The sequence below is a fragment of the Auraticoccus monumenti genome, from assembly GCF_900101785.1.
GTDB lineage: Bacteria > Actinomycetota > Actinomycetes > Propionibacteriales > Propionibacteriaceae > Auraticoccus > Auraticoccus monumenti.
Genome location: NZ_LT629688.1, coordinates 2442945 through 2468591, shown reverse-complemented (window position 1 = coordinate 2468591; position 25647 = coordinate 2442945). Strand labels below are relative to the sequence as shown.

General features: G+C 72.6%; 25 protein-coding genes. 11 read left to right on the top strand and 14 right to left on the bottom strand.

The genetic code is table 11. The features are described 5' to 3' along the window. Positions 1-70: 70 nt before the first annotated feature. Positions 71-1273: an AI-2E family transporter gene (locus BLT52_RS11415; protein ID WP_197679010.1), complete on the top strand. Its 1203-nt coding sequence runs from the start codon at positions 71-73 to the stop codon at positions 1271-1273. A gap of 19 nt (positions 1274-1292) precedes the next feature. On the opposite strand, the gene BLT52_RS11410 is transcribed toward BLT52_RS11415, so the two are convergent. The 7 genes from BLT52_RS11410 to BLT52_RS11380 form a co-directional block, all read right to left on the bottom strand. Continuing rightward, positions 1293-2264, bottom strand: a complete 972-nt coding sequence (locus tag BLT52_RS11410) for a serine hydrolase domain-containing protein (RefSeq protein WP_090593643.1) — start codon at positions 2262-2264, stop codon at positions 1293-1295. A gap of 30 nt (positions 2265-2294) precedes the next feature. Then, positions 2295-2729, bottom strand: coding sequence for a hypothetical protein (locus BLT52_RS11405; RefSeq protein WP_090593640.1), 435 nt, complete (start codon positions 2727-2729; stop codon positions 2295-2297). A gap of 42 nt (positions 2730-2771) precedes the next feature. Beyond that, positions 2772-3761: an ABC transporter ATP-binding protein gene (locus BLT52_RS11400; protein WP_090593638.1), complete on the bottom strand. Its 990-nt coding sequence runs from the start codon at positions 3759-3761 to the stop codon at positions 2772-2774. 1 nt (position 3762) lies between these two features. Next, positions 3763-4596 (bottom strand): ABC transporter permease, encoded by an 834-nt coding sequence (locus tag BLT52_RS11395; protein ID WP_197679009.1) that lies wholly within the window; start codon positions 4594-4596, stop codon positions 3763-3765. After that, positions 4589-5410, bottom strand: coding sequence for an ABC transporter permease (locus tag BLT52_RS11390; RefSeq protein WP_231946275.1), 822 nt, complete (start codon positions 5408-5410; stop codon positions 4589-4591). The genes BLT52_RS11395 and BLT52_RS11390 overlap by 8 nt, the downstream gene beginning before the upstream one ends. Before the next feature lie 62 nt (positions 5411-5472). Continuing rightward, positions 5473-6126: an orotate phosphoribosyltransferase gene (pyrE, locus tag BLT52_RS11385; protein ID WP_231946274.1), complete on the bottom strand. Its 654-nt coding sequence runs from the start codon at positions 6124-6126 to the stop codon at positions 5473-5475. Further along, positions 6123-6884 (bottom strand): phosphoglyceromutase, encoded by a 762-nt coding sequence (locus BLT52_RS11380; protein ID WP_090593635.1) that lies wholly within the window; start codon positions 6882-6884, stop codon positions 6123-6125. Before BLT52_RS11380 ends, pyrE begins: the two co-directional genes overlap by 4 nt. A 40-nt stretch (positions 6885-6924) precedes the next feature. On the opposite strand from BLT52_RS11380, the gene BLT52_RS11375 reads away from it, so the two are divergent. From BLT52_RS11375 to BLT52_RS11365, 3 genes are all read left to right on the top strand, one after another. Further along, positions 6925-7695 carry an SDR family NAD(P)-dependent oxidoreductase gene (locus BLT52_RS11375; RefSeq protein ID WP_090593631.1) on the top strand — a complete coding sequence of 257 codons (771 nt, stop codon included), beginning with the start codon at positions 6925-6927 and terminating at the stop codon, positions 7693-7695. Positions 7696-7752: 57 nt separating this feature from the next. After that, a complete protein-coding gene (locus BLT52_RS11370; protein ID WP_090593629.1) occupies positions 7753-8262 on the top strand; it encodes an RDD family protein in 510 nt (169 codons plus the stop codon). 204 nt (positions 8263-8466) lie between these two features. After that, complete coding sequence (locus BLT52_RS11365; RefSeq protein WP_157677088.1) at positions 8467-9291, top strand: endonuclease/exonuclease/phosphatase family protein; 825 nt, start codon at positions 8467-8469, stop codon at positions 9289-9291. Positions 9292-9331: 40 nt separating this feature from the next. Here BLT52_RS11365 and BLT52_RS11360 read toward each other — a convergent pair whose 3' ends face one another. Further along, positions 9332-10555, bottom strand: coding sequence for a 4-alpha-glucanotransferase (locus tag BLT52_RS11360; RefSeq protein ID WP_090593624.1), 1224 nt, complete (start codon positions 10553-10555; stop codon positions 9332-9334). A gap of 44 nt (positions 10556-10599) precedes the next feature. Next, positions 10600-11274 (bottom strand): GntR family transcriptional regulator, encoded by a 675-nt coding sequence (locus BLT52_RS11355; RefSeq protein ID WP_197679008.1) that lies wholly within the window; start codon positions 11272-11274, stop codon positions 10600-10602. A 174-nt stretch (positions 11275-11448) separates the two neighbouring features. On the opposite strand from BLT52_RS11355, the gene BLT52_RS11350 reads away from it, so the two are divergent. Genes BLT52_RS11350 through BLT52_RS11325 form a run of 6 tightly spaced genes read left to right on the top strand, consistent with a single transcriptional unit; the run spans position 11449 to position 18211 of the window. Then, positions 11449-13176, top strand: a complete 1728-nt coding sequence (locus BLT52_RS11350) for a GH39 family glycosyl hydrolase (protein ID WP_090593621.1) — start codon at positions 11449-11451, stop codon at positions 13174-13176. Beyond that, the gene (locus BLT52_RS11345; RefSeq protein WP_231946273.1) at positions 13173-14042 is read left to right on the top strand and encodes an aldo/keto reductase; all 870 of its coding nucleotides are present in this window, start codon (positions 13173-13175) and stop codon (positions 14040-14042) included. The genes BLT52_RS11350 and BLT52_RS11345 overlap by 4 nt, the downstream gene beginning before the upstream one ends. A 31-nt stretch (positions 14043-14073) precedes the next feature. After that, entirely contained in the window at positions 14074-15042 is a 969-nt protein-coding gene (locus BLT52_RS11340; protein WP_090593618.1) for a carbohydrate ABC transporter permease, read from the top strand. Beyond that, positions 15039-15935 carry a carbohydrate ABC transporter permease gene (locus BLT52_RS11335; protein WP_090593615.1) on the top strand — a complete coding sequence of 299 codons (897 nt, stop codon included), beginning with the start codon at positions 15039-15041 and terminating at the stop codon, positions 15933-15935. Before BLT52_RS11340 ends, BLT52_RS11335 begins: the two co-directional genes overlap by 4 nt. A 52-nt stretch (positions 15936-15987) precedes the next feature. Beyond that, the gene (locus BLT52_RS11330; protein WP_090593613.1) at positions 15988-17418 is read left to right on the top strand and encodes an ABC transporter substrate-binding protein; all 1431 of its coding nucleotides are present in this window, start codon (positions 15988-15990) and stop codon (positions 17416-17418) included. Positions 17419-17443: 25 nt separating this feature from the next. Further along, on the top strand, positions 17444-18211 hold the full coding sequence (locus BLT52_RS11325; RefSeq protein WP_090593611.1) for an SDR family NAD(P)-dependent oxidoreductase: 768 nt from the start codon (positions 17444-17446) through the stop codon (positions 18209-18211). A 199-nt stretch (positions 18212-18410) separates the two neighbouring features. On the opposite strand, the gene BLT52_RS11320 is transcribed toward BLT52_RS11325, so the two are convergent. Continuing rightward, positions 18411-18902 (bottom strand): type III secretion system chaperone family protein, encoded by a 492-nt coding sequence (locus BLT52_RS11320; protein ID WP_090593608.1) that lies wholly within the window; start codon positions 18900-18902, stop codon positions 18411-18413. 551 nt (positions 18903-19453) lie between these two features. Between BLT52_RS11320 and BLT52_RS11315 the strand changes: the two genes are divergently transcribed. After that, positions 19454-20929: an HNH endonuclease signature motif containing protein gene (locus tag BLT52_RS11315; RefSeq protein WP_090593605.1), complete on the top strand. Its 1476-nt coding sequence runs from the start codon at positions 19454-19456 to the stop codon at positions 20927-20929. Here BLT52_RS11315 and BLT52_RS11310 read toward each other — a convergent pair. From BLT52_RS11310 to BLT52_RS11295, 4 genes are all read right to left on the bottom strand, one after another. Then, positions 20892-21134, bottom strand: a complete 243-nt coding sequence (locus tag BLT52_RS11310) for a hypothetical protein (protein ID WP_090593602.1) — start codon at positions 21132-21134, stop codon at positions 20892-20894. The genes BLT52_RS11315 and BLT52_RS11310 overlap by 38 nt on opposite strands. A gap of 97 nt (positions 21135-21231) precedes the next feature. Next, positions 21232-22248, bottom strand: coding sequence for an aminoglycoside phosphotransferase/kinase family protein (locus BLT52_RS11305; RefSeq protein WP_090593599.1), 1017 nt, complete (start codon positions 22246-22248; stop codon positions 21232-21234). Positions 22249-22568: 320 nt separating this feature from the next. Next, positions 22569-24491 (bottom strand): penicillin-binding transpeptidase domain-containing protein, encoded by a 1923-nt coding sequence (locus tag BLT52_RS11300; RefSeq protein ID WP_157677087.1) that lies wholly within the window; start codon positions 24489-24491, stop codon positions 22569-22571. Positions 24492-24501: 10 nt separating this feature from the next. Next, positions 24502-25629 (bottom strand): GTPase family protein, encoded by a 1128-nt coding sequence (locus BLT52_RS11295; protein ID WP_090593593.1) that lies wholly within the window; start codon positions 25627-25629, stop codon positions 24502-24504. Between the last annotated feature and the right edge of the window lie 18 nt (positions 25630-25647).

Genomic DNA, 25647 nt, shown 5'->3' with positions numbered 1-25647 from the left:
GGACCGCGATGCGTCGGACCTGAGGGTCCGGACCGGACACGTTCTTCGACGTGAGTGAGGATGGAGGGACGTGACGACACCCGCCGACGACCAGGACGTGGCGACCACGGGAGGGCGAGCCCGTGACCGCGTCGACGTGATCCGGTCGGGACTGCAGACCAGCGCGTGGTGGTCGCTCCGGATCGCCGCGGTGGCCGTGGTGGTGGTGGCCGTGGTGTGGCTGCTGGGCCGGGCCTGGGTGGGGGTGGCACCGGTCGTCCTGGCCGTGATCGTGGCCGCGGCCCTGTGGCCCGCCGTCCGCTGGCTGAGAGCCCACCGGGTGCCCGACCTGCTGGCTGCCGTGCTCGTGCTGGGTGCTGTGCTGGGGCTGCTCGCGGGGATCCTGGTGCTCGTCGGACCGGTGCTGGTGCGGCAGTCCAGCGAGCTGGCCGCCAACGCCGGTGACGGCCTGCAACGGGTCCGGGAGTGGCTGCGGCAGCCGCCGGTGAACCTGGGCAGCGACCAGATCGACCAGGCCGTGGCCCAGGTCACCGACCGCCTGCAGAGCAACGCCACCGACATCGCCGGCGGGGTCCTGACCGGGGTCTCCGCGATCACCTCCGGACTGGTGACGGTCCTGCTGGTGGTGGTGCTGGCCCTGCTGTTCCTCAAGGACGGGCCGAAGTTCCTGCCCTGGCTGCGACACGCCACCGGGGCCCGCGTCGGCAACCACCTCAGCGAGGTCCTGGCGAGGGCGTTCGCGACGGTCAGCGACTTCATCCGGGTCCAGGCCATCGTCAGCGCCGCCGACGCGGTGCTCATCGGCCTCGGCCTCGTCCTGCTGGGGGTGCCGGTCGCGCCCGCCCTGGCCGTGCTGACCTTCCTCGGTGGCTTCGTCCCCATCGTCGGCGCCGTCGCCGTCGGCTCCCTCGCCGTCCTGGTCGCCCTGGTGTCGGAGGGCCTGACCACCGCCCTGCTCGTGCTCGCGCTGATCCTGGTGGTGCAGCAGCTCGAGGGCAACGTCCTGCAGCCGCTCCTCCAGGGCCAGTCGCTGAAGCTGCACCCCGCCCTGGTGCTGATCGCGGTGACCACCGGCGGGAGCCTGTTCGGCATCGCGGGCGCCTTCCTGGCCGTGCCGGTGGTGGCGGTCGCCGCCACGATCCTGCGCTACGGCGACGAGCAGATCGCGCTGCGCCTGGACCAGACCCGACCCGAGGAGGTCGACACCGTCACCACCGAGGGCGAGGCCGCCGCCCAGCAGGCCCACGACCGGGGCACCGCGGGGTCGGACTGAGTGGTGGGGCCGGGCGGGTTCAGACGCCCGTGTCCAGCTGCATCAGCACCGGGCCCACCCCGGACGCCTGCTCGCTGCCGAGGACGGCGATGGTCACGTCGGGGCCGGGCAGGTGGGCCAGCAGCGACTGGTACCCCGGGTTGTCCCCCGGGACGTACCAGGCCCCGCGTCCTGCGACCCGGCCGAGAAACGTCCCGTAGCCGTAGCTCCGCGCAGCCGTGGGCTGCTCGTCCGGGTCGGGGGCGTCGAGCTCCGTGTGCAGGGTCCACAGCAGGGACGCCGCGGACGCGTCGAGGAGCTCACCGTGGCGCAGCGCGGAGCTGTAGCGGAGGAGGTCGGTGGTGGTGGTCCACAGGTCCCCGGTCCCCGGGAGGTGGCTGAACCCCTCGTCCACGACGACCTCCCGGCCGTCGCGACGCCCGAGGGCGACGTCGCTGTCCCCGACGGGGAACCGACCGGACGTGGTGGCCCGCATCCCCGCTGGGGAGAAGACCAGCTCGGCCGCGACCTCGCCGTAGGAGGTGCCGGTGACCGCCTCCACCACCGCGGCGACGAGGAGGAACCCCGGACCGCTGTAGCGGAACCGGTCCCCCGGCGCGGACAGCAGCGGCGCGTCGGTGACCATGGCCAGCAGGTCGCTGCGGGGCGGCGGGCTCTCCAGGACCGGCGGCAGGCCGGGGACGTCCCCCCAGTGCCCCATCCCCGAGCTGTGGCTGAGGAGCTGGGCCAGGGTGACGGGGCGCAGCCGGGCTGGCAGGTCGTCCAGCCAGTGGCCGACGGGGAGGTCGAGCTGCAGCCGGCCGCGCTGCCCGAGCGCGAGCACGACCACGGACATGACCTGCTTGCTGATCGAGCCGGCCTGGAACCGCGTCGAGGAGGTGCAGGGGGCCGACCCGGTCGCGCCGGTCGCGGCCTCGTCCACCAGCTCACCGCCCCGCACCACCAGGGCCGAGCCGACCCAGGATCCCCACCGCTCGTCGACGCCGTCCACCCGACCACGCTATCCCGGCTCCGGGGCCGGTCAGACGAAGATGGTGGCCGTGCCGGGGACGGTGACGTCGGGGCGGTAGGCGACGCGTCCGCCGAAGCGACGGCGGGTGTAGGGACGCTGCACCACCACCGGCGGTGAGCCGAGGTGCTCCAGGGAGACCTCGATGCAGTCCGAGCCGAGGCGGGGCTCGTGCACGTCCAGGACGACGGCGACCGCACGCAGCGGCTGCTCGCTGGCCCGCAGCGAGCGGCGCAGCTCGGCCAGCACCTCACCGGCGGGAGGACGCTCCCGCGGGAGCTCGGAGGCCGCGCGGGAGGCGTCGCCATCGACGTCGACCACCACCGCGAACGGCCAGAACTCCCCCTTGCTCGCCAGCTCGACGTGCGCGGCGCGCATCGCCATCGGCAGCAACCGGTCGAAGTCGTCGCGAGCCTGCCGGCTCGCCTCCTCGGGCCACTCGGCCACCGTCGTCCTCCTCGTGCTCGGGTCGACGAGCAGTCAAGCAGATCAGGCCCGGTCCGCCGAGCGGGCGCGGTTGCGGGCCCAGAGCCGGCGGACCACGTCCTCGATGTCGGGCTCGGCCACCGACAGGTCGCGCACCTCCGCCTGGCCCTGCACGGCGGCCAGCACGCCGGCCGCGGTGGTGGTGGCCGGGTCGAAGGCCAGCCGCTGACGCACCCCGTCACCGTCGCTGCCCAGGTGACGCGTCCCGGGCACCTGCAGCGCGGGACGCGGCTCGGCCAGCTCCACCACGAGCACCCGCTCGGCCGCCACGGTGGCGGCCAGCCCGGTCAGGCTGCCGTCGTAGGCCAGCCTCCCGTGGTCGACCACCAGCACCCGCTCGCAGAGCCGCTCGACGTCGCCCATGTCGTGGGTGGTCAGCAGCAGGGTGGTGCCCCGGGTGCTGCGCTCGTGCACCAGGAAGTCCCGCAGCCGCTGCTTGCTGAGCACGTCCAGCCCGATGGTGGGCTCGTCCAGGACGACCAGCTCGGGGCGGTGCAGCAGCACCGCCGCCACCTCCGCGCGCATCCGCTGCCCCAGCGACAGCTGACGGACCGGGGTGGACATGAACTCCGCCAGCTCCAGCTCCTCGACCAGCTCCTCGCGCCGCCGCACGGCCTGGGTCGGCTCGAGGCGGTGGATGGCGGCCAGGATGTCGAAGGACTCGCGCAGCGGCAGGTCCCACCACAGCTGGGAGCGCTGGCCGAAGACGACCCCGATCCGACCGGCGAGCTCGCGCCGTGAGCGCAGCGGGTCCAGGCCGCAGGTGCGCAGGGTGCCGGAGGTGGGGACCAGGATGCCGGCCAGCATCTTGATCGTCGTCGACTTCCCGGCGCCGTTGGCCCCGATGTAGCCGACGCTCTCCCCCGCCTCGACGGTGAAGCTCATCTCGTCCACCGCGCGCACCTGGCGGGCCCGGCGGCGCAGCCTCCGGCCCGGCACCTGCTCGCGCACGGTGAAGTCGCGGACCAGCCGGTCCACCTCGATCACGGCCATCTCAGCCTCCTGCTCCCTGGTAGTGGCGGACGCCCGCACGCCAGACCAGCCCGGCCACCAGGCACGACCACGCGGCAGCCAGCGGCAGCCACCAGGCCAGCCAGGCCGGCAGGAAGGCCGGTCCCGGCAGGTCCAGCAGCACCAGCGTCGGCAGGTAGCCGACGAAGGCGGCCGGGACCAGGTAGCCGAAGGTCAGCCGGAGCGGGGTCGGGAAGACCGAGGCCGGCTGGGTGGCGGCGTAGGAGGCGCCGTAGGTGAAGGCGTTGGTCAGCTCCGCGCCGTTGACCAGCCAGAACTGGCAGCCGGCGGCGGTGACGAAGAGGGCGCCGAAGACCACGGTGCCGAAGACCAGGCTGAGCGCGATCACCGCGGTCGCGCGCAGCGGGTCGGTGATGTCGTTGACCACCAGACCCCAGACCAGCACGACCACGCCCACCGCGATCCGCGGCAGCCGGCGCAGGCTGATCTCGGAGGTGGCGAGCTGGGCCAGCACCGGCTGGGGACGCAGGTAGAAGACGTCGATGGTGCCGGCGGTGATGTAGCGCGGCAGCCGGTCCAGGTGGCCGAGCACCAGGTCGGCGAGTGCGAAGCAGATGTTGGACAGCCCGAAGACCAGCAGGATCGCCCCGAAGGTCAACCCGCCCAGGACCGTCACCTGGCTGAACACCACCCACGTCTCGGCGAGCTCCACCAGGCCGACCAGCAGGGCCGTGCCCAGCTCGGTGGCGAAGGAGACCCGGTAGGAGGCCTGGGACCGGATCCGCGAGGCGAGCACCGCCCGGTAGGGGGCGAACCGCCCTCCGACGCCCGCCGGCGCCGGCACCGTGTCAACCACCCTGCACCTCCAGCCGACGACGCCCGGCGGCGGTGAGCAGCTGGGCGAGCGCGACCAGCGCCACCAGCCAGCCGACCTGGACCGCCAGGTGCCCCACCGCCTCCCAGCCGAGGACGCGGCCGCTGAGGACGTCCACCGGGTACTGCAGGAAGGTGGGGAACGGGGTGCAGGCGGCGACCGTCCGCAACCAGCCGGGGAAGAGGTCGACCGGGACGAAGAGGCCGGCCATGAAGGTGCCCAGCAGCCCGTAGAGACCGAAGAGCCCACGCGACTCCACCAGCCAGAACCCGGCCAGGGACACGCAGTGCAGCCCGACGTAGGAGGCGACGACGGCCACGACCACGCTGAACGCGCCGAGCAGGTAGGGCCCGGGCGTGGTGGGGAGGAAGAACCCGGCGGTCAGCAGACCCATGGTGACGGCGGGGACGCCGCGCGGGACCAGGCTGTAGAGGCCTCGGCCCAGGGCCAGCGAGGCGTAGTTCAGCAGCACCGGCACGGGCCGCAGGAAGTCCACGGCGACGTCGCCGTTCTTGATCCGGTCGGCGATGTCGGAGCTGGCCATCAGCATCACCGAGCCGAGGAGGGCCTGGGAGATCCAGACGTAGGCGGCCAGCGTCTGGGGGGTGTAGCCGGCGAAGGACCCGGTGGCGGACTCCTGGGCCGACAGCAGCACCGAGGCCCGGATGAACCCGAAGACGCAGTTGGTGGCCAGGCCCGCCAGCATGGCCAGCCGGTACTGCGACTGCTGGCGGAAGCCGGCCCGGACCAGCACCAGGAAGGGGTGCCGTCCCCGGGCGACGGTGAGCGGGGACACAAGCGCGAGAACTTACCGCGCTCCCCGCGCCGGGTCAACGGTCCGGGGCAGGCTCCGCCTGGTCAGGAGCCGGTGGCGTAGGTGGCCCGGTAGGTCTCCAGGGCGGGGAGGTGCTCGGCGTGCAGGCCGGTCTCGCGGAGGTGCTGCACGACCTGGTCGAGGGTGACGATGGCCGTCACGGTGACGCCGAGGTCGCGCTCGACCTCGCCGATCGCCGACAGCTCCCCCTGACCGCGCTCCTGGCGGTCGATGGCCACCACGATCCCCGCCAGCTCCGCACCGGCGTCCCGCACGATGCCGACGGCCTCACGCACCGCGGTGCCGGCGGTGATCACGTCGTCGACCAGCAGCACCCGGCCGGCCAGCGGGCGGCCGACGATGCTGCCGCCCTCGCCGTGGTCCTTGGCCTCCTTGCGGTTGAAGGCCCAGGGCAGGTCCCGACCGTGCGCCTCGAAGAGCTGGACCGCCGTGGCGGCGACCAGCGGGATGCCCTTGTAGGCCGGCCCGAAGAGCATGTCGGCCCCCGTCCCGGAGGCCTCGATCGCGGCCGCGTAGAAGCGTCCCAGCCCCGCCAGGGTGGCCCCGGTGTCGAACTGGCCGGCGTTGAAGAAGTACGGCGAACGCCGGCCCGACTTGAGGGTGAAGTCGCCGAAGCGCAGCACCTGGTGCTCGAGGGCGAAGGTGATGAACTCCCGCTGGTGGGCCAGCAGCGTCACGGCATCTTCTTGCCCTGGTTCTTGACCGCCTCGATGGATGCCTTGGCGGCCTCCGGGTCGAGGTAGCGCCCGCCGGTGGTGAGCGGACGCATGTCGGCGTCCAGCTCGTAGAGCAGCGGGATGCCGGTGGGGATGTTCAGCCCGACGACCTCCTGGTCACCCATGCCGTCCAGGTGCTTGACCAGGGCGCGCAGCGAGTTGCCGTGGGCGGCGACCAGGACCGTCCGGCCGGCCTGCAGGTCCGGCACGATCTGGTCGTACCAGTACGGGATCATCCGGACCACGACGTCGGCCAGGCACTCGGTGCGCGGACGGGCCTCGGTGGGCAGCGCGGCGTAGCGCGGGTCGGAGAACTGGGAGAACTCGTCGTCGACGGCGATCTCCGGCGGCGGGGTGTCGTAGGAGCGGCGCCAGGTCATGAACTGCTCCTCGCCGAACTCCGCGAGGGTGGCCGCCTTGTCCTTGCCCTGCAGCGCGCCGTAGTGGCGCTCGTTCAGGCGCCAGGAGCGCTTGGTCTCGATCCAGTGCCGCCCGCACCCGGCCAGCGCGACGTTGGCGGTGTGGATGGCGCGCAGCAGCACGGAGGTGTGCACGACGTCGGGCAGCAGGCCCTGCTCGGCCATCAGCTGCCCGCCACGGCGGGCCTCGGCCAGACCCTTCTCGTTGATGTCGACGTCGACCCACCCGGTGAACAGGTTCTTGGCGTTCCACTCGCTCTCGCCGTGGCGGAGCAGGATCAGGGTGCCTCGTTCGCTCATGGTCGCGAGCCTAGCGACCGCCGTGCGAGAGGATCAGGGCATGTCCACGAACACCCCAGACCCCCGCTCCCCCTCCGCCCGTCCCGTGGCCGTGGTCACCGGTGCCAGCAGCGGCATCGGCGCGGCCACCGCCCGGGTGCTCGCCGGCGCCGGGTTCGCCGTCGTGTGCGCCGCCCGCCGACAGGAGCGCGTCCAGGCCCTGGCCGAGGAGATCGGCGGGACGGCGCTGCGCTGCGACGTCACCGACCCCGCCGACGTCGACGCCCTGGCCGCGGCGGTCGGCCCGCGGTGCGCGCTGCTGGTCAACAACGCCGGCGGCGCGCTGGGGATGGAGCCCGTCGCCGAGGCCGACTTCGACGCCTGGCAGCAGATGTTTGCCACCAACGTGGTGGGGGCCGGACGCGTCACCCAGGCGCTGCTGCCGGCGCTGCGCGCCGCCGGCGGTCAGGTCGTCTTCATCACCTCCACCGCCGCCGACGCCAGCTACGAGGGCGGCGCGGGCTACAACGCGGCCAAGTCCGCCGAGCGCGCGGTGGTCGGCGCGCTGCGGCTGGAGATCGTCGCCGAGCCGGTCCGGGTGGTCGAGATCGCCCCGGGCATGGTGGCCACCGAGGAGTTCTCGCTGACCCGGTTCGGCGGGGACGCCGAGCGGGCCGCGAAGGTGTACGACGGCGTCGCCGAGCCGCTGACCGCCGAGGACGTCGCCGAGTGCGTCCGCTGGGTGGCCTCCCTCCCCTCCCACGTCAACATCGACCGGCTGGTCGTGCGCCCGCGGGCGCAGGCCGCCCAGCACAAGGTGCACCGGGAGTGACCCGGCCGGTGCACGCGGTACCCGTCTGAGGGTCCCGGACCGGCCTACCCTGCTGGCATGCACCCGCTCGCTGGTCGCCGTGGTCGGGCCTACGCGCTGGACTGCCTGTGCTACCTGGGCATCGCCGGGGCGATGGTCCCGGTCGGGCTCGCGGTGCGCCACCTCCCGGCGCTGCAGGACCCCTGGGCGGTGGTCGCCGTGAGCGCCCTGCCGCCGGTCGTGGCCACCGTCCTGGCGGCATGGACCGAGAGCGGCCCGCGGGGGGCCACCCCCGGCAAGCGCCGGGTGGGGCTGACCGTGCGAGGGCGCGAGGGCGACCGACCCCGGTTCGGTCGCACGCTGGCGCGCAACGCGGTGAAGATCGCCCTGCCCTGGCAGCTCGGGCACGTCGTCGCCGTGCTCGCGGCCGACGGCGGCTTCGAGCGGCGGGACCCGGCCCTGCTCACCGCGACGGCCCTCACCTACCCGGTGGTCGGGCTGCTCGTGGGCGGGGTGCTGCTCGGGTCCGGGCGTCCGCTGCACGACCGGCTGGCCGGAACTACGGTCACCACGGCGGCGTCCTCGTAGCAGGCCACCCGCTCGTCCGAGCCCCGTCCCTCCTCCGACGGAGCGGACCCCGGAGGTCGGCGAGCCACACCGCGCTCAGGAGGGGTTCTCCCGGTCGTCACCTGATCACCGCGTCGTCGTCTCCGTGGTGTGGTCGCCTGGTCCCACCCGCACCCCCGTCCGCCGCTGCCTGAGGCGGCCGGGTGCCCCACCTCGGAGGACCTGATGAGACGACGACTGACGTCCCTGACCGCCGCCCTCGCCGCGCTGCTGCTCGCGCTGGTCCTGGCCCCGGCCTCCCCACCGGCGGCCGCCGAGGACAGCAGCACCGGGACCCCCACCGAGCTGCGGGTCATCACCTACAACATGAACCAGTTCCGCAGGGACGGCCAGGCCAGCCGGATCGCGGACCTGCAGCGGCTGCTCGACCAGACCGACGTGCTGCTGCTGCAGGAGGCCAAGGGCTTCAACATCCCGGCGATCGTCCGCGGCGGGCAGGGCGGTGAGGGGTTCGTGGTGCACCAGGCGGCCGACCGCGACTCCGCCGAGGCCGGCAGCGCCGTCGTGACCCGCCGCTCGATCCTGGGCCCCGAGGGCGTCACCGACTTCCGCTTCGTCTTCGGGGTCCGGGGAGCATCCACGGCCGAGTGCGACGACCACCCGTCCGGTGGTCACGGACCGCGCTGGATCGCCACCGCCCGGCTGCACCTGGTGGACGGCACGACGCTGCCGGTGGCCTCGGCCCACCTGCCGCCGCCGCGCTGCCACGGCACGACCTTCGTCCCCATGATGAACAGCGTCAAGAGCCTGCTGCGCGAGGCCGACGGCCAGATGATCATGGGCGCGGACTGGAACACCGCCCTCCGCAGCCAGCCCCAGGACGTCTGGGGCGGCAGCACGGGCTACCGCTACCAGGCGCCCCGAGCCTCCATCGACGGGTTCGTGTTCCCGCGGAGCATGAGCGTCGTCAGCCGGGTGCAGGAGCTGGACATCCGCAGGCCGGGCGGGGACCACCACCCCGTCCGGATGGTGGTCCGGCTGGCGGGCTGAGCCGACGTCCTCCTGACCGGGATCGTGGGGCCGGGGGCGCTCAGCAGCGGCCCGAGGCCTCGGTGACCTCGCGCAGACGGCGGGCGTGGGCGTCGGTCAGCTGACCGGGCTGCAGCCGCCAGGCCCAGGTGGCGGCGGTGCCGGGAGTGTTCATCCGGGCCTCCCGACCGAGGGCGAGGACGTCCTGGGCCTGGCACACCGCCAGCCGGCAGGGGGCGGCGTGGGCCAGCTCGACCATCGCCCAGGCGGGGTCGGTCTCCCCGTCGGTCCGGACGCCGGCCGCGCGCCAGGCCCGACGGACCTCCACCCGGCGCGGCTCGGGCAGCTCGGACCACCAGCCGACCACGGTGTCGTTGTCGTGGGTGCCGGTGTAGACCACCTGGTCGCGCTCGAGGTTCTCCGGCTCGTGGGAGACGTCGTCGGAGTCGGGGTCGAAGGCGAACTGGAGCACCGCCATCCCGGGGAACCCGAGCGCCCGGCGCAGGTCGACCACCGGCTGGTCGATGTCACCGAGGTCTTCGGCCAGCACCGGCAGCGGGCCCAGCTCGGCGGCCGCGGCGTCGAAGACCGCCCGCCCCGGACCCTGCTCCCAGCGCCCGTCCTCGGCCGTCTCGTCCCCGGCGGGCACCGCCCAGTAGGCCGCGAAACCGCGGAAGTGGTCGAGGCGGACCAGGTCGAACAGCTCCAGGCTGCGTCGCAGCCGCTCGGTCCACCAGCGGTAGCCGTCGGCGGCCATGGCCTGCCAGTCGTAGAGCGGGTTCCCCCACAGCTGTCCGGTGTCGGAGAAGGCGTCCGGCGGCACCCCGGCCACCGCGTCGTCGCGGAACAGCGCGGGCCAGGACCGCTGGTCCGCGCTGGCCGGCGCCACGTAGATCGGGACGTCCCCCAGCACCTGCACGCCCCGCTCGGCGGCGAAGCGGCGCAGCGCGCCCCACTCGCGGGTGAACCGGACCTGGTCGGCCAGGTCGCCCCCGTGGGCCACCCAGGAGCCGGCCCAGTAGGCGTTGTCTGCGGTGAAGCGCTGCAGCTCCTCCGGCGTCACCTCGGCGGTGGGGTCCTCCAGCAGCGCGGGTGAGGCGGCGAAGGCCGACGGGGAGGCGTAGGGAGAGCCGTGGGCGTCGGGGACCGAGAGCGGGAGCACCTGCCAGACCTGCTGGCCCGCGGCGGCCAGCCACTCCACGAACTCCCGGGCGGCGGGGCCCAGACGACCCCCGGGCAGGGAGGTGAGGTGCAGCTGGACGCCGCTCGCGCGCTCGGGAAGCATGGGCAGGAGCCTGCCAGACGCCTCGGACAGGACCGCCGCGGAGGTCAGGACTCGGGCAGGTCGAGCTGGCTGAGCCGGGTGTAGGCGCCGCGCATGTGCTCCTCGGCGGCCGCCCGGGCCACGGCCGGGTCGCCGCCGCTGAGGGCGGTCCGCAGCGCGTGGTGCTCGGGGAACCCCACGGTCGGGAAGTCGGGGAAGTTCACGTTGCGGGTGTGCAGGAAGAACGAGACCTGGCTGCGCAAGGACGTCCAGACCCGCAGCAGCCGGGCGTGGTCGGCGGCGGCGTAGACCACGTCGTGGAAGGCCAGGTCCAGCCGCACGGCCTCCTGCGGGGCCACCGACCCCGACGTCACCTTCATCGCCTCGAGCACCCGGTCGAGCTCGGCCAGGTGGTCGGCGGTCAGCCGGGTGGCGGCGCGCTCGGCGGCCAGGGCCTCCACCGCGGCCCGGAGGGTGTGCACCTCCTCGACGTCGGTCTTGGTCAGCACGCTGACGAAGGCCCCGCGGTGACGCCGGATCTCCACCTGGCCCTCCGCCTCGAGCATGGCCAGGGCCTCGCGGACCGGTCCGCGGCTGACCTCCAGCGCCGCGGCGAGGTCGGCCTCGCGCAGGTGCACGCCGGGGGCCAGCTCACCCGTGGCCAGCTTCTCGCGCAGCACGGCGAGGACGTAGTCGCTCAACGACGCCCTGGGTGGCGCGCCCGCCGACACCAGCTTCACGGCCCCTCCTCGATCGGCCTCTCCTTCTGGCCCGACTCTAGACCTACACCGGGCGAGATTGTGAATAGTGAACTGTTGACAATCTGCAACTTCCTCCTGACGATAGGAGCACGAGCCGACGAAGGCACGGGTGGCCAACGGGGTCGCCCCCTCACAGGAGAGGTCGAGGCAACAGTGACTGCAGACGTGGACGTCAACCCGGGCATCGGTCGGGACCAGCACGGTTTCCCCCGGGCCGCCCCCAGCGACCCATCAGCGCCCCACGTCCGACGGGCGGCGGTGACGGTGCAGGCCGACGTGGACCGCGGCCCCCTGGCCCGCATCTGGGAGAGCATCGGCTACGACGAGATCAACTGGACCTACACCGCCACCGGCCGCACGCTGCTGAACACCTTCGGCGAGCTGACCGACCGCGGCTACCACGTCCGCCCGCACTACGTCTTCTGCTCCGGCTCCGGCTTCGGCATCCCCCACTGGGGCAACGGGAACGTCTACCACGAGGACGCCGAGGGCAACCCGTTCTACGACTTCACCATCGTCGACCAGACCTACGACGCCATCGTCGAGGCCGGTCACCACGTGCTGGTGGAGCTGGCCTTCACCCCGCGCGACCTGCTGCCCCCGGAGGCCGAGGACCTCAAGGTCGTCTCCAGCCCGACGGTGTACAGCAGCTACGAGGCGGGCACCTGGTCCTACCCGCCGAAGGACTACGAGCGCTGGGGCGGCCTGGTCGCCGCCCACGCCCAGCACTGCCTGGAGCGCTACGGCGCCGAGGAGGTCGGGCACTGGCTCTGGGAGCTGTGGAACGAGCCCGACATCTTCTACTGGCGCGGCACCCCCGAGCAGTTCTACGAGCTGTACTCGGTGACGGCCCGCGCCGTGCGCTCGGTGCTGCCCGAGGCCAAGGTCGGCGGGCCGGCGGTCACCGGGTCCGGCACCGACTTCCTCCGCGGCTTCCTGGCCCACACCAGCACCCAGGGCGACCCGCTGGACTTCGTCTCCTTCCACACCAAGGGCTCGGCCTTCACCCCCTGGCGCGTCTACGGACCCACCGGCGGCCCCGCCCCGGTGCAGGAGAACCCCTCGGCGCACAAGATGCTGCACGAGGTCCGCCGGATGCTGCGGATCATCGGGGAGTTCCCGGAGTACCACCACCTCCCCGCCATCGTGGACGAGTGCGACGCCGGCGTCCCGGCCCACCACAGCGCCTACGACAACGCCAACTTCGGCTTCCAGAACACCGAGTACTACCCGGTGTTCCAGGTGAAGCTGATGAAGAAGCTGCTCGACCTGAACGACGCCGAGACCGTCCAGGTCGAGCAGGCGACCTCGTGGAGCTTCTACTTCGAGGGCGAGCGCTACTTCGAGGGCACCCGCGCCTTCCTCACCGCCGGCGGCATCGAGAAGCCCTTCCTCAACGCCTACCGCGCCCTGGCCCGGATGGGTCAGCGCCGGGTGGCCGCCAGCAGCGACGCCGAGCACCCGGTGGCCCTGCTGGACGAGGCGCAGGGACGCAGCATGCCCGAGGAGGTCGACGTGCTCGCCTCCCGGCACGAGGACGGGACGCTCGGCGTCCTGGTCTGGCGCCACACCGACGACCAGTACCAGCGCGACGAGACCGAGACCGAGGTCGAGCTGACCATCAGCGGCCTGGAGGACCGGCCCTACGAGCTGCACCACCTGCGCATCGACGCCCGGCACAGCAACTCCCACACCGCCTGGGTCGAGGCCGGCTCGCCCCAGCTGCCGACCCCGGAGCAGCTGCAGGCCGTCAAGGACCGCCAGGGCCTGGAGCAGCTGGAGCCGCCGCGCCGGCTGGAGGCCTCGGGGACCGGTGAGCAGAAGCTGACCGTCACCCTCCCGCTGCCCTCGGTCTCGCTGCTGCTGCTGGAGCCCCGGTGAGCGGCGAGGGCCCGGGCACCGCCACGGCGACGCTGGCCCGGACCGTCACGCTGCGGGGCGGGGTCACCGTCCCGCAGCTGGGGCTGGGCGTGTTCCAGGTGCCGGACGAGGACGCCCAGCGGGTGGTCGAGCAGGCGCTGGAGCTGGGCTACCGCCACATCGACACCGCCACGGCCTACGTCAACGAGCCCGGCGTCGGGGCCGCGATCGCCGCCTCCGGGCTGCCGCGTGAGGAGGTGTTCGTCACCTCCAAGCTCCGCAACGGCGACCAGGGAGCGGAGACCGCCCTGCGGGCCTACGAGCAGAGCTGCCGCCTGCTCGGCCTGGACGCCCTCGACCTGTACCTGATCCACTGGCCCAACCCCGCCGCCGGGCTCTGGCAGGCCAGCTGGCGGTCGCTGGAGATGCTGCACCAGCGCGGCCAGGTACGCGCCATCGGGGTCTCCAACTTCATGCCCGAGCACCTGGCCGAGCTGGCCGCGACGGCCGACGAGCTGCCCGCGGTCAACCAGGTGGAGCTGCACCCCACCTTCCAGCAGGCCGACGTCGTCGCCGCCTGCCGGCAGCACGACATCGTGGTGGAGGGCTACTCCCCGCTCGGTCAGGGCGCGGATCTGGAGGCCCCAGCGGTCATCGGCGCCGCCGCCGAGCTGGGGGTGACCCCGGCCCAGGTGGTCCTGGCCTGGCACCTGCGACGCGGCCACGTGATCATCCCCAAGACGGTCTCCCCCACGCGGATGCGGGAGAACTCGTCCCTCGACGACGTCGAGCTCAGCGACGAGCAGGTCGCGGCCATCGACGCCCTCGAAGCCGGGCGGCGCATCTTCAGCGACCCCCGCACCTTCTCCCTCAGCCAGATCCGCTGAGGCCGGTTCCACCGAGACGACGGAGTGCTCGATGACCACCGAAGTCCTGACCGACGCACCTGCGGCGTCCGCGACCTGGGAGCGACCGCGATCAGCGGCCCGACGCTCCCGGGCGCGGAGACGCAACGTCTGGATCTACGCCTTCCTGCTGCCCACCTTCGTGCTCTACGGCATGTACACGCTGTACCCGATCGTGGCCAGCTACTGGTACTCCCTGGTGGAGTGGAACGGCTTCACCGCCGACCAGCGCTTCGTCGGGCTGGACAACTACCGGGCGGTGCTGGCTGACCCGCTGTTCTGGTCCTCGGTGCGCACCACGCTCTTCTTCATGCTGGTGGTGGCACCCCTGCGGGTGCTCGGGGCCTTCGCCCTGGCGGTGCTGCTCAACTCCCCCAAGCTGCCCTTCGCGGCGTTCTTCCGCACCGCGTACTTCCTCCCGGTGGTGACCACGACCGCCATCGTCGGCGTCGTCACCCGCTTCATCCTGGACCCGGCCAGCGGTCCGGTGTCGGCGGTGCTGAACCTCTTCGGCGCGGGTCCGGTGGACCTGCTGGGGTCGAGCTCGACCGCGCTGGTCACGGCCGGCCTGGTCTACGTCTGGAAGTTCTTCGGGATCACGATGATCTACTGGCTGGCCGCGCTGCAGACCATCCCCAACGACCTCTACGAGGCCGCCCGGCTGGACGGCGCCGGCGGGCTGCAGGTGTTCCGCTACATCACGCTGCCGATGCTGGTCCCGTTCCTGCTGATCATCTCCGTGCTCACCGTGGAGGACTGCTTCCACGCCTTCGACCTGATGCAGTCGATGACCGCCGGCGGGCCGTTCTTCAGCACCGAGATCATCGAGATCTACATCTACCGCTTCGCCTTCGCCGCCACGATCCCCCAGCTCGGGTTCGCCTCCGCGGCGGCCGTGCTCTTCGGGGTGCTGGTGCTGCTGGTCGTGATCGCCCAGGTCTGGGCCACCGTGGTCTCGCGCCGGATGCGAGCCGGGGCATGAGCGCCGTGCTGGACGACCGCGGTCTGCGGACCGGTGACGGCCCCGGGGTGACGGGCGGGAGGCGGTTGCGTCGCCGGCTCCCCTGGTGGCTGCTGGTGCTCGGGCTGGCGGTGGTGGCCTTCCTGTGGGTCTACCCCTTCATCTGGATGGTCTCGGCCTCGCTCAAGTCCTCCTCGGAGATCTTCGCCGGCGGTCTGAGCCTGATCCCCGAGGCGCTGCAGTGGGACAACTACACCCGGGCCTGGGACGACGGGAACTTCCGCGTCTACCTGGCCAACACCGTCCTGGTCACCGTCTCGACCGTGGTCATCGTGGTGGTGCGCTGCGCGCTGGCCGGCTACGTCCTGGGCCGCTACCGCTTCCCGGGATCGCGGCTGGTCGTGGGGATCCTGATCGCCACCCTGTTCGTGCCGACCGGCTACACGATCATCCCGATCGTCAAGATGTCGCTGGAGCTCGGGATCCTGGACCAGCACTCCGGGATGGTCCTCGCCCTGGCCGGCGGGGCCAACGTGGCCTCCATCCTCATCTACGCCGGCTACTTCCGCGGGCTGCCGGACGAGCTGGAGGAGGCCGCCATCGTCGACGGCGCCGGGTTCCTGCGCACCTTCACCCACATCATGCTGCCGCTGTCGATGCCGGTCACCGCCACGGTCGCCATCCTCACCTTCCTGGCCACCTGGAACGCCTTCTTCCTGCCGCTGGTCTTCTCCTTCAGCAACCCCGACCTGCGCACGGTGAGCGTCGGGATGCAGGCCTTCGTCGGGGAGAACTCCACCGACTGGCCGGGCATGGCCGCGGCCGGCGTCATCTCGCTGCTGCCGATCGTCGTGCTCTTCGCCTTCATGCAGCGCTACTTCGTCGAGGGCATCGCGGGGGCGGTGAAGTCCTGAGGTCCCTCGACCCCGGCACGACCCCTGACCACCCGACTTCAAAGGAGCAGACATGACACAGATCAACCGCCGGACCTTCGTGGGAGGGCTCGGGCTGGGACTCGCCGCCACCTCGGGGCTGGTCGCCTGCGGGGGGCCGAGCGCACCCCCGAGCCCCGCGGGTGGGGGCGAGGCCGGGGCGCTGCGCTGGTGGGACCACTTCGGCGGTCTCCAGGACCTGCACGAGGGGTGGGCCACCACCGAGGGGGAGCGCCTCGGCGCCTCCGTCGAGCACACCTACAACGAGCCGGGCAAGGCCCGTGAGGCCCTGCAGCTGGCCAACCAGAGCAACCAGCTCCCCGACATCTACACCCCGCTGGTGGGCCTCCCGCTGCCGGCCCTGGCCGATGCCGGGTGGATCCACGAGATCACCCTGTCGGAGGAGGCGATGGCCCGGCTGCCGGAGGACTCCTTCGTCGAGGGGCTGTCGCTGCTCGACGGCAAGGTCTACGGGCTGCCGGCCTTCACCGACAAGCAGTACGTGGGCCTGGCCTGGTACAACTCCGAGATCGCGGAGGAGGTCGGCTTCGAGCCGCCCACCAGCTACGACTCCTTCCTGGCTGCACTGGAGGCGGTGGCGACGAACGGCACCTACGCCCCGATGACCATGGCCCTCGGCGCAGTCGGCCGGATGCGGGAGCAGATCGACGACCTGGCCCAGGCCGGCGGCTTCCCGGGCTACCTGGGGCTGCGTTTCGACAACGGCGAGTACGAGTACCACCACGACTCCTACATCAACGCGATCGAGCTCTACAAGGAGATCTCCGACCGCGGCTGGCTGCTGCCGGGGACCAACAGCTTCCAGATCCCGGACGCGCGTGGTCGCTGGGCAGCGGGGAGCATCGCGTTCCACATGGACGGCCCGTACTCCCCCGGCGCGGTGCGGAACCTCAACGAGGAGATGCTGCCGAAGATGGCGGTGGCGGGGATGCTCACCCCGGACGGCGAGGCGGTCGTGGCCACCCGGGGCGCCCGGGCGGCGGACTGGGTCGTCGCCGGCAGCACGCAGCAGGCGGAGCTGGCCAGCCAGCTGATCGAGACCTTCACCCAGGAGGACTACCAGACGGCCCTGGCCTCGGGGATGGACCAGCCGCCCATCCTCCTCGACGTGGTGGCGGGCGCCGACGTCATCGAGCCCTACCGCCAGCTCGTGGAGGAGTTCCGCGCCAACGTCTTCCGCGCACCCCAGCCCATCGTGCGCAACGTGGAGGTGGCCAAGGTCCAGGCGCGGCAGACCGTCATCGCCCCCGAGCTGGGGGACGTCATCCAGGGCTACCTGGGCGGCAACATCACCGACCTGCGGGCGGCCCTGGTCGAGCTCAGCGACGCCAACTCCGCCGCGCTGGACGAGGCGATCGAGGGGGCCAAGGCCGAAGGGGCCGAGGTCGACCGGACCGACTGGGAGTTCCCGGACTGGGTCCGTGGCCAGGACTACACCTACTGAGCCCCCGGGCCGTCAGGAGACACACATGCACACCTTCCCTGCCGAGCGCACCGCCGTCGTCACCGGTGCCGCCTCACCCCGCGGCATCGGACGCGCCACCGCCCACCGCCTCGCCGGGGCGGGGTGGTCGATCGGGCTGCTCGACGTCGACGGCGACGCCTGCGCCGAGCTCGCCGAGGAGATCAGCCGCGGGTCCGGGGTCGCCGCTGCCGGGGTGGGGGTGGACGTCTCCGACGCCGCCGCCGTCCGGGCGGCGGTGGACCGGCTCGAGGCCGGCCTGCCGCCGGTCGTCGGGCTGGTCAACGTCGCCGGCGTCAGCTCCCCCACCCCCTACCTCGAGCTCGAGGACGACGAGTGGCACCGGGTGCTGCGGATCAACCTCGACGGCGTCCACCACGTCACCAGCCGGGTGGCGCAGTCCATGGTCCGTGGCGGCGTCGGGCGGGTGGTGTCGATCTCGTCGGTGTCGGCCCAGCGCGGCGGCGGCACCTTCAGCAAGACGCCGTACTCGGTCTCCAAGGCCGGCGTGATCGGGTTGACCCGGGCCCTGGCCCGCGAGCTCGGGCCGCACGGGATCACGGTCAACGCCATCGCCCCCGGCCCGATCGACACCGACATCATGGGCGGGCGGCTGAGCGAGGAGCGCAAGGTCGAGCTGGTCGCGGACCTGCTGGTGGACCGGGTGGGCACCACCGAGGACATCGCGGGGGCGGTCTCGTTCCTGCTGGCCGAGGAGTCCGGCTTCATCACCGGGCACACGCTCAACGTGGACGGTGGGCTGTACATGCACTGACCCGCGACGTTCCGGGTCAGGGCCCGGGGACTCCCCGTCTGACGGTGGTCGGCTGCGTGCCGACGCCGGTCGACCGGGGCGGTCCCCGGGCCGTGCTGTGCTCAGGCGGCTGGGCCCTGGTGATGCTCGGGGGCGTGGGTCTGGCTGAGCGCAGGGTGCAGGGCCTGGCTGTGCTGAGGGGTGCAGGGCCTGGCTGTGCTCAGGCGTCGGGTGGGCGCAGGTGCTCGAAGGCGGCCAGGTTGGCCGTGGACTCGCCGCGGGAGAGACGCCACTCCCACTCCTTGCGGATGGAGCTGGCGAACCCGAGGCCGACGACGGTGTCGAAGGAGTCGTCGGCCCGGGTGGCCACCTCACCGAGCAGGCGGTCCAGCTCCTCGGCGGTGACCGCGGGGAGCCCGATGCGGCCGGTGAGGTGGATGTCGCCCAGGTGGTCCAGGCTGAAGGCCACCACGTAGGAGGACAGGTTCTGGGCCAGCAGCCAGCGGTGCACCCGGTCGGCGTCCTCGTCGGGGCGACGGGCCAAGAAGGCGCGCAGCTGCAGGGTCTGCTCGGCCACCACCAGGGCGCACTCGGTGCTCAGCTTGTGCTGTCCGGGGAGGGTGACGGCGAAGGTACCGGGTGTCGTCTCGGACCAGGGCAGACCGGTGCCGGACAGGTACTCACGCACCAGCTCCATCACCTGTGTGCGCATGGGCGCAGCATAGGGAGGGTGTCCGGGCGGTCGGCTGCCCAGCGATCGGCCCGGACGGTCTGCCGGTCCTTGAAGGCCTAGCGGTCGGCCGGTCCCAAGCAAGGCCGAGCCGTCGGCCGGTCCCCAAGGAAGCCGGGCGGTCGGCCGGCCCATGGAACGCCGAGCAGTCGACCGGTCGCCGCTTGGCCGGTCGGTTAGCCCGCCGGTCGATTTTCCGCCGGTCGGTTGGACAGCCTGCCGGTCGGCCGGTCGCTTGGACCGCCGGGTGGTCCGGTTGGCCGGTCGGTTGGACTGCCGGGCGGTGAGCTGGTCGCTGGGAACGCCGGGCGGTCGGCCGGTCGGGTGGACCGCCGGCCGGTCGGCTTGTGAGAACCACTGGTGGGTCGCAGTGCCGGACGGAGCCAGGTCGTCGGTCCGTCCTCGCTCCGGGCGGTCGTCCGGTGTCGACGTGGCTCGAGGAGGCGTTATCCACACCATCACCCGGCCTGCAGATTGTCCACAGATTCGAACACGCATCCGATTTTGTCGGTCCTGCGCCGTAGATTAGGGGCATGACGAAGCACCGCACCGACGCCGCAGCCACCCTGCTGGCCGACGTGCGCGCCCACCGCGCGGCCGAGAACGCAGCCGCCGCTGCCGTGCTCCGGATCGCCGCCGAATGGGCCGATCTGCATCCTCCGGTGGAAGACGACTTCGTCGCCTCCTCCACCCTCGGCGGCCGCCCCACCGGGGCACCCCTGGCTGGTGAGGGCACACCGGAGGTCGACGAGGGCTGCATCGCCGAGCTGGCCGCCGCGCTGCGCTGTTCCACCGACGCCGGCACCACCCTGGTCGGGCAGGCGCTGGAGCTCCGCCACCGGCTCCCCCGTCTCTGGGCCCTCGTTCACACCGGCAAGGTCGCCCCGTGGCAGGCCCGCCTCGTCGCCGGCCGCACCATCGGCCTGACCCGGGAGGCAGCCGCCTTCGTCGACGACCAGGTCGCTGCTGTCACGGGCAAGGTCGGGGTGACCCAGCTGGACCGGTTGATCACCACCGCGATCACCCGGTTCATGCCTGCGGAGGCCGAGCGGCAGCGGGTGGAGGCGGAGGAGAAGCGCCGCTTCGACATCTTCCCCGACCAAGACGGCCGCCGCCACGGGCTCGCCGAGGTGGTCGGAGTCCTCGATCTCCCCGACGCCCTGGACCTGGACGCCGCCATCGGCGCCGGAGCGCGGAAGCTCGCCGAGGCCGGAGTCGACAAGAGCCTGGACGTGCGTCGCTCGATGGCCGCCGGTGAGCTCGCCCGCTCCCAGCCCGCGCTCGACCTCACGACTACGAGCGAGCCCGGACCACTCGGCGACCCGGCGGACCAGCCCCACGACCCGACGACCACCAGCTCGGCAACTGGGCCAGCATCCACGACCCTCCGGCCGCACCGGGCACCGTCGCAGGTGACCCTCTACGTCCACCTCTCCGCCGACGTCCTCACCGGCGGAAGTCAGCAGCCCGGCTGGGTGGGCAACACCGGCACCCCCGTCACCGCCGACCAGATCCGCGACTGGTGCGGACGCCCCGACACCACGATCACCGTCCGACCGGTGATCGACCTGAACACCACGTCGTTCGTGGAGGGCTACGAGGTCCCGGACCGGATCCGCGAGCACATCGCCCTGCGCGACCGGACCTGCGTGTTCCCCTGGTGCAGCCGACCCGCCCACCCCCGCTCGATGCGCCAGCGCAGCGACGGCACCGACACCTGGTCCACCGACGCCGACCACATCAAACCTTTCGCCCAGGGTGGCGAGACCTCCACCGACAACCTCGCACCCCTGTGCCGCAAGCACCACCGGCTCAAGACCCACACCCGCTGGCGCTACCGGATGCTGGCACTCGGCCACTACGAGTGGACCAGCCCCCACGGACTCCGCTTCCAGCGAGGACCCGACGGCACCAACGCTCTGTCCGAAGACCGCAGGCCACCCACCCCACAGGCACGACCTCCTCGCGCGCTCACGGCCAGGCGACGGGACGCGGTCCCGACCGGTTGACCTGGCCCCCCCGATCCTCAACGCCTTCGACGCCGCTCCTGCTGAGCGGCGCCGTCGGCGCGCCCGGACGCAGACGCCAGTCCACGGGGACCTCTGAGCGGACCTCGACGGGACGGCGGTGCTGGCGGCCCCAGTCGGGGTCGTAGCGCAGCACCAGCCCGTCCCGCGCCAGCGACTCCTCGATGGCCGCGATGGCCGCGATCATCCGCGGGTCGTCCCGCCACCTGGCCCACCGCCTCACCAGCTCCGGGCGTACCAGCCGTCCCTACTCAGCCTCCACTGTCTCGGCTGTGCGCCCCCGGTCACCAGGACAGCGACAGGAACTCCTCCTGGTGGTCCTGCACCAGGGCCACGGTGGCACGGTCGCAGAGGCCGTGCTCGATCAGTGCGACCTGCCACCGGGCGTTGAAGGCCAGGATCCACGTGGCGGCCCCGGCCGCTGCTGCTCGCTCGTCCGCGGAGAAGAGCCGTCGACGGACCTGCTCGTAGTCGCCCAGGAAGTCAGCGGTCTCGACGGGAGTGGACAGGCCACCACCGCCCGTGGCGCTCGCGGCGTAGCAGGAGGCGGCGAAACCGGCGATCACCGCCTCGGTGTCGGCCACCAGCTCCCAGTCGAAGGTGCCGACCAGCCGGCCGTCGACCACGGCGGTGTTGCCGGCGTACCAGTCGGCGTGCCCCACCACGACGTCGCTACCGACCCGGTGGCGCAGGACCTGGTCGGCGGCCCGCCGGGCCAGCGCGTCGAGCCACTCGAACCCGGCAGGCGTCGACCGGAGGTCCACCAGGGTGTCGTGCGGGACCGGCCACGGTCCGTCCTGGTACCGGCACCACGACGGTCCCCTCCCAGCCTGAGCGACCAGGTGCGGCCGGGAGCGCAGCACCTCGATGTGCCTGGCAAGCCCCTCGGCGAGGAGCTCCCGCACGCCCGGCTGGCGACCGTCGGGTCGGGGGCCGTCGATCAGGGACTCGGCGGTGAGCACCCGCTCCTCCACCTCGTCCGGGCCCACGAGCGGCACGGGGGCGGGGAAGCCGGCAGCCGCCAGCACGTGCTGGGCGTCGACGGCGGCGCTGATGGTCTCCACCCCAGCCGGGGTCCGGTGCGCCTTGACGACCACCCTCCGGCCGTCCTGCAGCAGCACACCCCAGACGGCGTCGATGCGTCCCGCGCGGAAGAGGACCTCGCCGATGCCGCTGCCCAGCCGGGTCTGCGCCCACGCATCCAGGAACCGACCGACATCAGCGGGCGACACGTCTCCGTGCACCGCCCGCTCGGTGTCGCTCAGCGGCTCCAGCGACCCCATCCCACTGCCCACGCCCATGGGGCGAGCATGCCGGTCGCACACGAGAAGGGGTAGTAGGCGCCTACCGGCCGTCACCAGCCACTGCCCACCGGCGCGACCGGCCACCGCATCGGGCACCGGTACCGGCCACCGGTATCGACCCCCGGGCACCAGGCGCCGAGGTCGGGCATCCGGGCATCGGGCATCCGGGCATCGGGCAACAGGCACCGGTCAACAGGCACCGGGCAACGGGCAACGGGCGTTTAGCGCAGCAGCACGTCGGCCAGCCCCCACGCCCTCGATGTGGTCGAGCACCGGTGCGCGAACGTCCACCGCACGCCGGCGCCCCCTCGGCTACCTCACGGCACCTCGGACAGGAACTCCTTCAGCAGCGGCCCCGCCGACCCCGACCCGGTCTCCCCGCCCTCGACGAACACCGCGACGGCCAGGTCGCCCTGGATCGCCACCATCCAGCCGTGCGTCTTGGGCGGCACCGCGTCGCCGTACTCGGCGGTCCCGGTCTTGGAGTAGACCGGGTCCCCCTCCAGGCTCTGCAGGAACCGCCCGCTGCCGTCGGTGGTGACCGCGCGCATCAGCGTCTTCAACCCCTCCTGCTCCTCCGGGGTCAGCGGCTGGGCCACCTCCTCCGGGTTCTCCGGCCCGTCGGCCAGCAGGTTCGGGGTGACCCGCTTCCCGGCGGCCACCGAGGCGGCCACGGTGGCGATCCCCAGCGGGTCGGTGGTGATCCTGCCCTGTCCAAACATCATCGCCGCCTGCTCGGTCTCGCTCTCCGCCTGCGGCACGGTCCCCAACGAGAAGGGGTACCCGAGGTCGGCGTCGGTGTTGATCCCCAGGCTCTTGGCCGCCTGCTGCAGCCCGTCCTCGCCCACCTCCTCAGCCAGCCGCGCGAGCGCGGTGTTGCAGGAGTTGGCGAACGCCGTCTCCAGCGTCACCCGGCCCAGCCCCGAGGCTGGGTAGTCGTCGAAGTTCTTGAACTCACGACCGTCCACGGTGACCGTGCGCGTGCACTCCACCTCGTCCTCCGGTCCCATCCCGGTCCGCATCAGGGCCAGGGCGGTGACGATCTTGAACGTCGACCCCGGCGGGTACTGGCCCTGCGTCGCGGTCGAGAAGCCCTCGGCGGCCGGGCTGGAGGACACGGCCACCACCTCACCGGTCGACGGTCGGATCGCGACCAGACCGGCCGCGGTCTTCTGGTCCACCAGGATGCCGTCGGCCACCCGCTGCGCGTCCACGTCCAGGGTCAGCTCCAGCGGCTTCCCGTCGGTCGCCGGGACCGTGAACAGCACGTCCTCCTCCGCGGCCTCCTCCTCCGAGCCCTCCGGCGGGACGGTGACCACCTGCATCCCGGGGGTCCCGCGGAGCTGGTCGTCGTAGCGCGCCTGCAGCCCGCTCAGGCCGGCGAAGTCCCCGGCCACCAGATCACCACCGGAGGCCTCCACCACCTCCTTGGTCGCGGGCCCCGCCACCCCGAGCACCGGCCGGGCGAAGTCGCGGGTCGGCGCCAGCGGACGCGTGTCGGGCACCATCCGCGCCCCGTCGATCTCGGCCACGTCGCGACGCAGGTCGGCCACCGTGCGGGTCTCCGCCGACCGCACCACCAACCCCTCGACGAAGGCCTGGTCACCGGCCGCCTCCACCGCCGCCGCGAAGTTGTCGGCGTCGATGTCGAGCAGCTTCGCCAGCGCCCTCGCCGAGTCCTCCTGGTCCTCCGGCTCGACCTGCGGCTTGTCGAGCCCGACCCGCTCGACGTCGCGCATGGTCACCAGCTGCTCGCCGTCGGCCCCGAGCACGTCGGCCCGCTCCGCCGAGGTGCGCCGGGTGTCGAGCACCTCGCCCTCCCCCAGACCCGGGGCCAGCGCGGCCGGCGTCCACACCACCTGCCAGTCGGTCTCCTCGTTCTTCACCAGCTCCACGTCGCGCGCATAGCGCCACGGCTCGGTGTCCGGGCGCAGCTGCCAGGTGTACTCGACCACCCCGCGGCTGCGGGTCCGGCCCTGGTCGACGGTCTCGCTCGGCGTCGAGGTCACCACCGGCCGCACCCCGTCCAACCCCTCCAGCACCTCGGGCAGCCGGGCGGCCTCGGTCGCGGTCTCCGGGGTCACCGGCACCCCCGCCAGATCACCCCGGCTGAGCGCCTCGGCCAGCATGGTCAGGGTCTCGTCGGGCTTGGTCCGGTCGGCCAGCAGCGAGCACCCGCTCGCGCCGAGCAGCACCACCGCCAGACCCAGCGCCGTCACGACGCCGGTACGTCGGCTCACGTGCAGCTCCTCACTTCTTCGTCCGCACCTTCGGGACGTGCTTGCTGAACTCGCTGGCGAACAGCGCCTGGGCCGCAGCGGAGTCGATCACACCGTCCACCGACGGGATGCTGCCGCTCGCCGCCCGCTGGCACACCACCAGCCAGGCCTGACCCATGGCCAGCGTGAACGCCCCGGCCACGCCGGCCCCGATCGCCCCACCGGCGATGGACCCCGCGCCCGGGATGAACTTGAGCAGGTTGGTCGCCACCGCCCGGCCACCGGCCGTGGCGGCCGCGGACGAGGCCAGCGCCAGCATCGCGGCGCGGTCCACCCGCAGCCCGTACAGCTGGGCGATCCGGGCCATCATGGCCAGCTGCAGCGGCACCAGCATCGCCGCGTCGCTGAACGGGATCGGGATCGCGGCCGCACCGGCCGCGGCGGTCACCGTGGCGCCGATGTGCTGCTGGGCTACCTTCGCCTTCCGCGCCAGGTCGATCTGCTGCGCGGCTGCGAGCGCTCCCTCGACACCTTCGGGAGCAACGCGAAAGGTGGCATCGAGCAGCTCCATCAAGCCGTGGGGCGGCTGACCGGTGAACTGGTCCCTCATGGCGAAGACGAAGTGCGGACGGCCGTCCACGATGGGCAGGTCGCGGGCGATGATGTGGCGGCCCAGCTCGACCGCGTCCGGGTGGTACTGCCCGTCGCGCATCGGCACCTGGGTGAGCACCACCACCACCGGCATCCCCAGGTCGGCGAGGTGGGTGATGAACTCGGCCTCGGAGTCCTCGAAACGACGGTCCAGGCCCCGCAGGCAGTACCAGGCCACGTGCACCTGCTCGGACAGCGGGAGCTTGCGCCCCTTCTTGACCATCTCGTCGACGTCGCGCAGCAGCGCCTTGTCGTCGCGGCCCAGCTCCAGGCCCTTGGTGTCGACCACCCCGAGGAAGCCGCGCTTGTCCAGGTAGAGGTGGGAGCCGTCGGTGACCGGCTCCCCGATCCCGGTCCGGGCCACCTCCTCACCGAAGATCGCGTTGACCAGGGTCGACTTCCCGACCCCGGTCTTGCCGAACAGCGCCAGGTTGAAACGGCCCAGCCGTCCAGCCTCCTCGGCGTAGCGGGCGTGGAAGGACTCGGTGAAGAAGTCGGTGGCGGGCACGCGTGCTCCTCTCGGCGG